The sequence below is a fragment of the Bradyrhizobium sp. genome (assembly GCF_019244115.1).
Classification (GTDB): Bacteria; Pseudomonadota; Alphaproteobacteria; order Rhizobiales; family Xanthobacteraceae; genus Bradyrhizobium.
On the sequence record NZ_JAFATE010000523.1, the window covers coordinates 1 to 7,478 of the forward strand.

The following is a 7,478-nucleotide window of genomic DNA, read 5'->3' on the forward strand; positions in this document are numbered from 1 at the left end:
CGACATCATGATCGGCGGCGACGTCGTCAACGACGTACCGCCCAAGGATCGCGACATCGCCATGGTGTTCCAGAACTACGCGCTCTATCCGCACATGACGGTCGCCGAGAACATGTCGTTCGGGCTGCGGCTGAAGCACTACCCGAAAGCCGAGATCAAGAGCCGGGTCACGGAAGCTGCCCGCATGCTCGACATCACCGACCTGATCGACCGCAAGCCAAAGCAGCTTTCGGGCGGCCAGCGCCAGCGCGTCGCGATGGGCCGCGCGATCGTGCGCAATCCAAAAGTGTTTTTGTTCGACGAGCCGCTCTCCAATCTCGACGCAAAACTTCGGGTGCAGATGCGGATCGAGATCAAGAAGGTGCACCAGAAGGTCCGCACCACCACGGTCTACGTGACCCACGACCAGGTCGAGGCGATGACGCTCGCCGATCGCGTGGTGGTGATGAACAAGGGCCGCATCGAGCAGATCGGCACGCCGAACGAGCTCTATCACAAGCCGGCGACGCGTTTCGTCGCGGGCTTCATCGGTTCGCCCGCGATGAATTTCATCCCCTGCCGGCTCGAGGAGGCGTCCGGTCATCTCAACATCCGCCTGACCGACCGACTGTCGTTTCCGCTGCCGCCGGCGCGCGCCGCGCGCTATCGGAATGTGCCGCGCGACGACAGGCTGTTGATGGGAATCCGGCCCGAGCACCTGACAGAACCGCGCGCTCCCGAGCCGGGCATCGAGACGTTCGAATCCGTGCTCGACGTCACCGAGCCGATGGGGATGGAGACGCTGGTCTATTTCACGCTCGAGGGATCGCAGATCTGCGGCCGGGTCAGTCCGGGAGCCGGCGCGAGCGACGGTGCGCCCATGCGATTGGCGATGGACCTCAACAATATGCACCTGCTAAACGAGGGAACCGGCGTCGTCTTGTAGCGACGCGAAAGCGGACCCCCAGGGCAGGAAATGACGACCAACAAGAAGAAGATTTTTGTCACGCAAACGATGTCGCCCAGAGCGCGGGCTCTTTTGACCGAACGGGAAGACATCGAGCTCGTCGAGTTTCCCAACCTGATCTCCGCTCCCGATTTTCAGGCGATGCTCAGGGAGCACGCGCCGGTCCACGGCGTCGCGCTCGGTGCGACCCGCTTCGGCGAGGTGGAGCTCGAAGCATCCGGCGACATGAAGGTCGTCACCCGGATCGGGGTCGGTTATGACGCGGTCGACGTGCCGGCGCTGAGCCGCCGCAAGGTGCCGCTGATGGTCGCCGGGACCGCCAACTCGCCGTCGGTCGCCGAGCAGGCACTGTTCATGATGCTGACGCTCGCCAAGCGCGCAAGCGAAATGCACGCGATCGTCAAGAATGGTACCTGGGCCTATCGGCTCGGCAGCCTGCCCTTCGACCTCTACGGCAAGACCGTGCTGATCATCGGTTTCGGCCGCATCGGCACGCGCACCGCAAAGCGCTGCCTGGCGATGGAGATGCAGGTCCTGGTCTATGATCCCTACAAATCGGCCGCCGACATTGCAGCTAGCGGCTGCGAGGTCGTCGCGGATCTCGACACGGCGCTGCTGCGCGCCGACTTCGTCAGCATCCATTGTCCGAAGACGCCGGAGACGGTCGGCATGTTCGGCGCGGAGCGGCTGAAACGGATGAAGCCGACCGCCTATCTGATCAACACGGCCCGCGGCGGCCTGATCGACGAAAAGGCGCTGCATGAGGCACTGGTCTCGGGCCGGCTCGCCGGCGCCGGCCTCGACGTGTTCGAGCAGGAGCCGCCGCCGGTCGGCCATGCCCTGCACGATTTGCCGAACGTGATCATGGCCCCGCATGTCGCCGGCGTCACGGTCGAGGCCGTCGACCGCATGAGCGAGCAGACCGCGCGCAATCTTTTGAGCGCGCTCGACGGCGAGCCGATCCGGCAGAATGTCATCAACCAGGACGTGCTCTGAGCGGACTTGACGCGCTTGGCGGCGGCCAGGCCCGGATCGATTCCTTTCGCCAGAACAGGACCATATCCCGTGACCTTCAATGGCCGGCGGAGCCGGAAGCGACGGGCTGCGCAACCCGGCGCCCGCGCGCGCGTAACTTCCGGGAGGATCGCAATACCTCCGATCGGCGCCCAAAAGGCTTAAAATTCCCCGTCCAGGTACCATCTGGGATAGGCGATGCGCCGGTTTTGGAGTCCCCGAGTTGTGGATGGAGGTGCGGCCGTGAGTCAAAGCGATCCGGCGGATGAAGCGCTTGCGACGATCGCGAGCATTCTCGATCAGCCCGAGCCGCCCCATGGCGCCAACAAGGCGGCGGGCGAGACGTCAGAGCCAGTTCAGGAGACGCCGGCGGGCGACGAGGCGCCTGTGGCACCAACCAGCGGCGCCGATGGCTATTCGAAAATGGGCCCCGGGCCGATGGAGGCGATCCGCTTCAAATGGACGGTCCGCCGCGGCGATGACGGCGGCTACTATGTCGACGAGACGATCGGCGCAAGCTCGGTGCCGGTCACGTCAGGCCCGATGAGCGCAGAGGCCGCCATCAAATGGGTGGACGACAGAGAGAGCGAGGCCAACCTGCGCTTCGACCGGCTCCGAAACGAAATGGCGGCGCGAACCGACGAGGTCGAGCTGATCCGCCTCGGCGGCGGCGATATCTGACGCATGATGATTTGAGGCTCGATCGTTGCTGCGCCACAGGTGCGCCCCCTCTCCCCGTTCTTCACGGGGAGAGGGCTGGGGTGAGGGGGGAGCCCTAGGCACAGCCCTCGTGGAGCGTCCCCCTCACCCGGATCGCATCTAAGGATGCGATCCGACCTCTCCCCGCAAGCGGGGAGAGGTGAACCCACCGATGTTGAGGACTCTGTCCAACGGACGTCAGCTTGCGCTCGTCCAAGCTAGCGTCAGCTCCCGCGGCGGTCCCAGAAAATCCTTCTTGGCGAGGTCGACGCCGGCGTGCCGCAGGATGTCGTAGGCGGTCGTGACGTGAAAGAAGAATTGCGGGACGCTGAAGCTCAATAGCAGCGAGCGCCCGGTGAAGTTTCGTGTCGTCCCGTTCTTGAAGGTAAAAACGACCGGCTTGTCCGCGGCAGCCTCGATCGCATCTTTCGGCAGGCCCCGGAGGAACGCGATCGCCGTGGCGATACGGGATTTCAGTTCGTCGAGATCAGGTACTCCCGTTGGAAACAGGCAGGGCGCGCGGCCGGCCAGCAGCGCGCAGGCGACAGTCGCGTGGCGATTGGCCTCGCCGGCCTGCTGGCCGAGATCGTACATGGTCGGAGCAAGGCGCATCGCGACGAGGACCCGTGGGTCGATCCTGCGCGCCTCCGCGTCGGCAGCGGCGCGGTCCAGCAGGCCGGAGAGATTTTCCAGAAACGGCACGAACACGCCGACCGAGGCCTGGTACAGCGAAATGCTCACGACGATTTCTCCCCTCTCGCATCTCAAAAGACGTTGGTCTAAGACGTTCCAGCGTCCAACACTGAAAAGGCAAAGTCCATGGGAGGCAAAGGCATGGTGCGTATCGCGATTGGTCTGTTGACGGGGCTTTTGCTGGTTTGTTCGGCGCAGGCCCAGCAAGCCTCCCGGCTCGACGAGATCATCAAGCGCGGCACCTTGCGCGTCGGCATGACCGGCGACTACCGGCCCTTCACCTATCTCGACAAAACCAGCTCCACATTCGCCGGCTTCGACGTCGACATGGCGCAGGCGCTCGGAAAAGCGCTCGGCGTCAAGGTGGAGTTCGTGCAGACCGCCTGGCCGCAGCTGATGAAGGATTTTGAAGCCGACAGTTTCGACATCGCGATGGGCGGCATCTCGATCACACTAGACCGGCAGAAGAAAGGCCTGTTCTCGACGCCGATCATGCGCGAGGGCAAGACGCCGATCGCGCGGTGCGCCGATCAGGGCAAATACCAGACGCTTGCCGATATCGACAAACAAGGGACACGCGTCATCGTCAACCCCGGCGGCACCAACGAGCGCTTTGCGCGCGCCAATGTCAAGAACGCCGAGATCAAGGTTTTTGGCGACAACGTCACCATCTTCGACGAGATCGCCAAGGGCGATGCCGACCTGATGATCACGGATTCATCGGAGACACGTTATCAGCAAAAGCTTCACCCGGGCGTGCTGTGCGCGGTCCATCCGGACAAGCCGTTCGACTTCGCCGAAAAGGCCTATTGGATGCAGCGCGATGTCGGGTTGAAGGCCTTTGTCGACCAGTGGCTGCACCTCGCGACCGAAGACGGCACGTACCAGAAGATCTACGCCGCCTGGTTCGAGTGAGGGGGCGCCGCCAATCTGAAGCATAATGAGTTCAGCTTCGATCGTTTGCCCCGTCGGAAGTGCGCCCCTCTCCCCGCTTGCGGGGAGAGGGTTGGGGTTGAGGGGGAGTCTCAAGGGACTGAGTTCGTGGAGAGTCCCCCTCACCCGGATCGCATCTTGAGATGCGATCCGACCTCTCCCCGCAAGCGGGGAGAGGTAAACCGTGGGCGCGGAGAAACCGAAATCAACTAAAGCCAGCTCTAAGCGGCGCGGGCCGATGGCGCGATCAGGCGGCCGAGCCGCACGGCGGTCAGCCCCGCCCACAGCCGTTGCGAGGGCATCAGCACGAAACAATCGTCATGGGGAGTGACGACGGGCTCGCCGCCGTCATGTCCGATCACCGTGCCGGCGCGCGGAATGATCTCACCGCCGCGCAGCGGAAGCGCGAAGACGAACTCGTGCTTGATCGTTATCGGCATCGTGATCTCAACGAAGCGGCTGGCCTCGCGCGGCAGCGACGCGCTAGGTGCTTCGAATGCGTCGGGCGCCATGCTGAGCCGTTCCAGCATCCGGATGCACGCGGCATAGGCAACATCGGCGCTTGCGGCCTCCCAGTGCTGGCCGCATTCGATCAGCAGCGCCGTCCTGGATGCCTTGGGGTCGCCGAAGGCGCCGTAATCGCGCATGCGCCGGCCCTGCGCGTGGCCGCGATCCACGATGACGAGGTCGGCAAGCCCGGTCGTGCGCGCGAGCTCCCGGCTGCGCGCCAGTGGCCCTGCCAGCACCAGCGGCTCGGTCGGATGCTGCGTCGTGTGCAGGTCCAAGAGATAGTCCGCCTGATTGACGAAGCGCCGCAACGCCGCCGCCCGCGCGACGTCGGCGCTGCGCGGCGGCACCTGCGCGAGAATGTCAGGCGACCAGATCCGGTTCATGTCCTCCTGGAGCCAGCGGCTGGCGCGGGGATCCGCCACGTCGAAGCGCTCATAGGCGCCGACATTGGCGAAGGCGAGCGTCAGACGGCCACGCGACGGTCTTAGCTGCTGCGACAACAGGCGATGCAGCGCCACGGCGCCGGCCGGCTCATTGCCGTGAACCAGAGCGGTGATCAGGAGGTGGGGACCGGAGCGCTCGGCCGCAAAACTGTACACGAACGGCGTGCCCGTATTGCCTTGCCACCACTCGGCGATGTCAGGCGGCTGAAACTCGACCGGATAGTCGATGATGGGCTGGAGCTGGGCGCGGCTGGATGATGTACTCTCGACCACGATGTCTCAATTCTCTTCTGACAGGGCACGCTGCCAGGGAGAACGCGACTCGTTCTCTCTGGTCAACATTTTTGTGACGCCTCGCCCGAATAGCTAACCGTTCCGATAGGTATAGCTGTAGCCGTTGAGCGCCGGCGCGCCGCCGAGATGCGCGTAGAGCACCTTCGACCCCTCCGGGAAGTAGCCCTTGCGCACGAGATCAATCATGCCTTGCATGGATTTTCCCTCGTAGACCGGATCGGTGATCATGGCTTCGGTGCGCGCGGCGAGCCGGATCGCCTCGTTGGTCTCGTTGCTCGGCACGCCATAGGCGGGATAGGCATAGTCGTCGAGGATGACGATCTCGTCGTCGCGCACCTTGCGCCCGAGCTCGACGAGCTCGGCGGTCTGGTCGACGATCTCGCGCACCTGGGTCCGCGTCTGTGCCGGCGTGCCGGATGCATCGATGCCGATGACGCGGTCGGCGCGGTCGTCGGCGGCAAAGCCGACGATCATGCCGGCCTGAGTCGAGCCGGTGACGACGCAGACGACGATGTAGTCGAACTTGATGCCCATCTGCGCTTCCTGGGCGCGCACCTCCTCGGCGAAACCGACGTAGCCGAGGCCGCCATATTTGTGGACCGAGGCGCCCGCCGGAATGCCATAGGGCTTGCCGCCGGCGTCCTTCACCGACTGGATCGCGTCCTCCCAGCTCTTGCGAATGCCGATGTCGAAACCGTCGGGCACGATGCGGCTGTCGGCGCCCATCAGGCGCGTCAACAGGATGTTGCCGACGCGGTCGTAGACGGCGTCCTCGTGCGGAACCCAGCTCTCCTGCACGACCACGCATTTCATGCCGATCTTGGCGGCGGTCGCCGCCACCATGCGGGTGTGGTTCGACTGCACGCCGCCGATCGACACCAGCGTGTCGGCATTCGACGAGATCGCGTCGGGCACGATGTATTCGAGCTTGCGCAGCTTGTTGCCGCCCATCGCCAGACCGGAATTGCAGTCGTCGCGCTTGGCGTAGATCTGCACCTTGGCCCCGAGGGCGGCGGTCAGCCGCGGCAGATGTTCGATCGCCGTCGGCCCGAAGGTCAGGGGGTATTTTTTGAATTTGTCGAGCCGAAGCACTGATCTCTCTCCGCAAGGGTTCAAATTGCGGCGGACAATAGCGAAAATGCTCTGTAAGGTGCTCTCCATCTGGAGCCGAATTTATCTCTGTTCTACCGTGTATCTCCGCGGTGATGGTAGTATTTGTATGTCTCAGGCTGGAAAATGAAAGATTCTTCCGACGTCAATTCCGGCATCGACCGCATCGATCGAAAAATCCTGCAGCTGTTGCAGCGGGACGGCCGCATTAGCAATGCCGATCTCGCGACGGCCGTGAATGTGAGCCCCGCCACCTGCCACCGGCGCACGCAACGCCTGTTCGACGAGGGGCTGATCCGCAGCGTCAGGGCCGAGGTCGCGCCGGAAAAAGTGGACCGCAGCGCGCTGGTCATCGTCGGTGTGGTGCTCGACCGCTCGACGCCGGAAAGCTTTCGCACCTTCGAGGCCGCGATCAAGAAGCTGCGCTTCGTGCTCGACTGCCATCTCGTCGCCGGCGATTTCGATTTCTTTCTGAAGATTAGAGTCCGCGACATCAGCGACTTCAACAAGCTGCACGGCGATCAGCTGATTTCGCTGCCCGGCGTGCGTCAGACCCGCACTTTCTTCGTGATGAAGGAGGTCGTGGACAACGCGCCGCTGGATTTCTGAGCTTGAACCGAAGCCTTGACGGGCGCGACTTACGATTTGAGCGTGATGCAGATCACGTTCTTGGCGAGGGCGCGGCGATAACGGTAGCGCCGGGGGTTTCAATCGCTTCGGGAGGTCGTGATGAGAGTGCTCATGGCGATTGCGGCAGTGTTGCTGGCGAGCAGCGCCGCGCAGGCCCAGTACAGTTTTGAGTATGACGGCCGCATCATTCGCATCGACCCCGATCG

The 7,478-nt window shown here is 63.8% G+C and carries 8 protein-coding genes and 1 pseudogene; 6 read left to right on the forward strand and 3 right to left on the reverse strand.

Annotated features, from left to right (window positions below):
- From JOZ76_RS23165 to JOZ76_RS23175, 3 genes are all read left to right on the forward strand, one after another.
- On the forward strand, window positions 1-925 hold a 925-nt coding region (locus tag JOZ76_RS23165), incomplete at its 5' end, for an ABC transporter ATP-binding protein (RefSeq protein ID WP_291702264.1).
- 30 nt (window positions 926-955) lie between these two features.
- Window positions 956-1,942, forward strand: a complete 987-nt coding sequence (locus JOZ76_RS23170) for a hydroxyacid dehydrogenase (RefSeq protein WP_291702266.1) — start codon at window positions 956-958, stop codon at window positions 1,940-1,942.
- A gap of 261 nt (window positions 1,943-2,203) precedes the next feature.
- On the forward strand, window positions 2,204-2,641 hold the full coding sequence (locus tag JOZ76_RS23175; protein ID WP_291702268.1) for a hypothetical protein: 438 nt from the start codon (window positions 2,204-2,206) through the stop codon (window positions 2,639-2,641).
- A gap of 216 nt (window positions 2,642-2,857) precedes the next feature.
- On the opposite strand, the gene JOZ76_RS23180 is transcribed toward JOZ76_RS23175, so the two are convergent.
- Window positions 2,858-3,388 (reverse strand): DUF1993 domain-containing protein, encoded by a 531-nt coding sequence (locus JOZ76_RS23180; protein WP_291702278.1) that lies wholly within the window; start codon window positions 3,386-3,388, stop codon window positions 2,858-2,860.
- Between the two features lie 105 nt (window positions 3,389-3,493).
- On the opposite strand from JOZ76_RS23180, the gene JOZ76_RS23185 reads away from it, so the two are divergent.
- Window positions 3,494-4,267, forward strand: a complete 774-nt coding sequence (locus JOZ76_RS23185; RefSeq protein WP_291702270.1) for a transporter substrate-binding domain-containing protein — start codon at window positions 3,494-3,496, stop codon at window positions 4,265-4,267.
- Window positions 4,268-4,506: 239 nt separating this feature from the next.
- Here the strand turns inward: JOZ76_RS23185 and JOZ76_RS23190 are convergent, their stop codons facing one another.
- Together JOZ76_RS23190 and JOZ76_RS23195 are read right to left on the reverse strand one after the other, a co-directional pair.
- A complete protein-coding gene (locus JOZ76_RS23190) occupies window positions 4,507-5,511 on the reverse strand; it encodes a succinylglutamate desuccinylase/aspartoacylase domain-containing protein (RefSeq protein WP_291702272.1) in 1,005 nt (334 codons plus the stop codon).
- A gap of 93 nt (window positions 5,512-5,604) precedes the next feature.
- Complete coding sequence (locus tag JOZ76_RS23195; protein WP_291702275.1) at window positions 5,605-6,624, reverse strand: 1-aminocyclopropane-1-carboxylate deaminase; 1,020 nt, start codon at window positions 6,622-6,624, stop codon at window positions 5,605-5,607.
- Window positions 6,625-6,768: 144 nt separating this feature from the next.
- On the opposite strand from JOZ76_RS23195, the gene JOZ76_RS23200 reads away from it, so the two are divergent.
- Together JOZ76_RS23200 and JOZ76_RS23205 are read left to right on the forward strand one after the other, a co-directional pair.
- Window positions 6,769-7,251 (forward strand): Lrp/AsnC family transcriptional regulator, encoded by a 483-nt coding sequence (locus tag JOZ76_RS23200; protein ID WP_291702276.1) that lies wholly within the window; start codon window positions 6,769-6,771, stop codon window positions 7,249-7,251.
- A 120-nt stretch (window positions 7,252-7,371) separates the two neighbouring features.
- Window positions 7,372-7,478 (forward strand): annotated as a pseudogene (locus tag JOZ76_RS23205) (DUF2147 domain-containing protein); the annotation flags it as partial.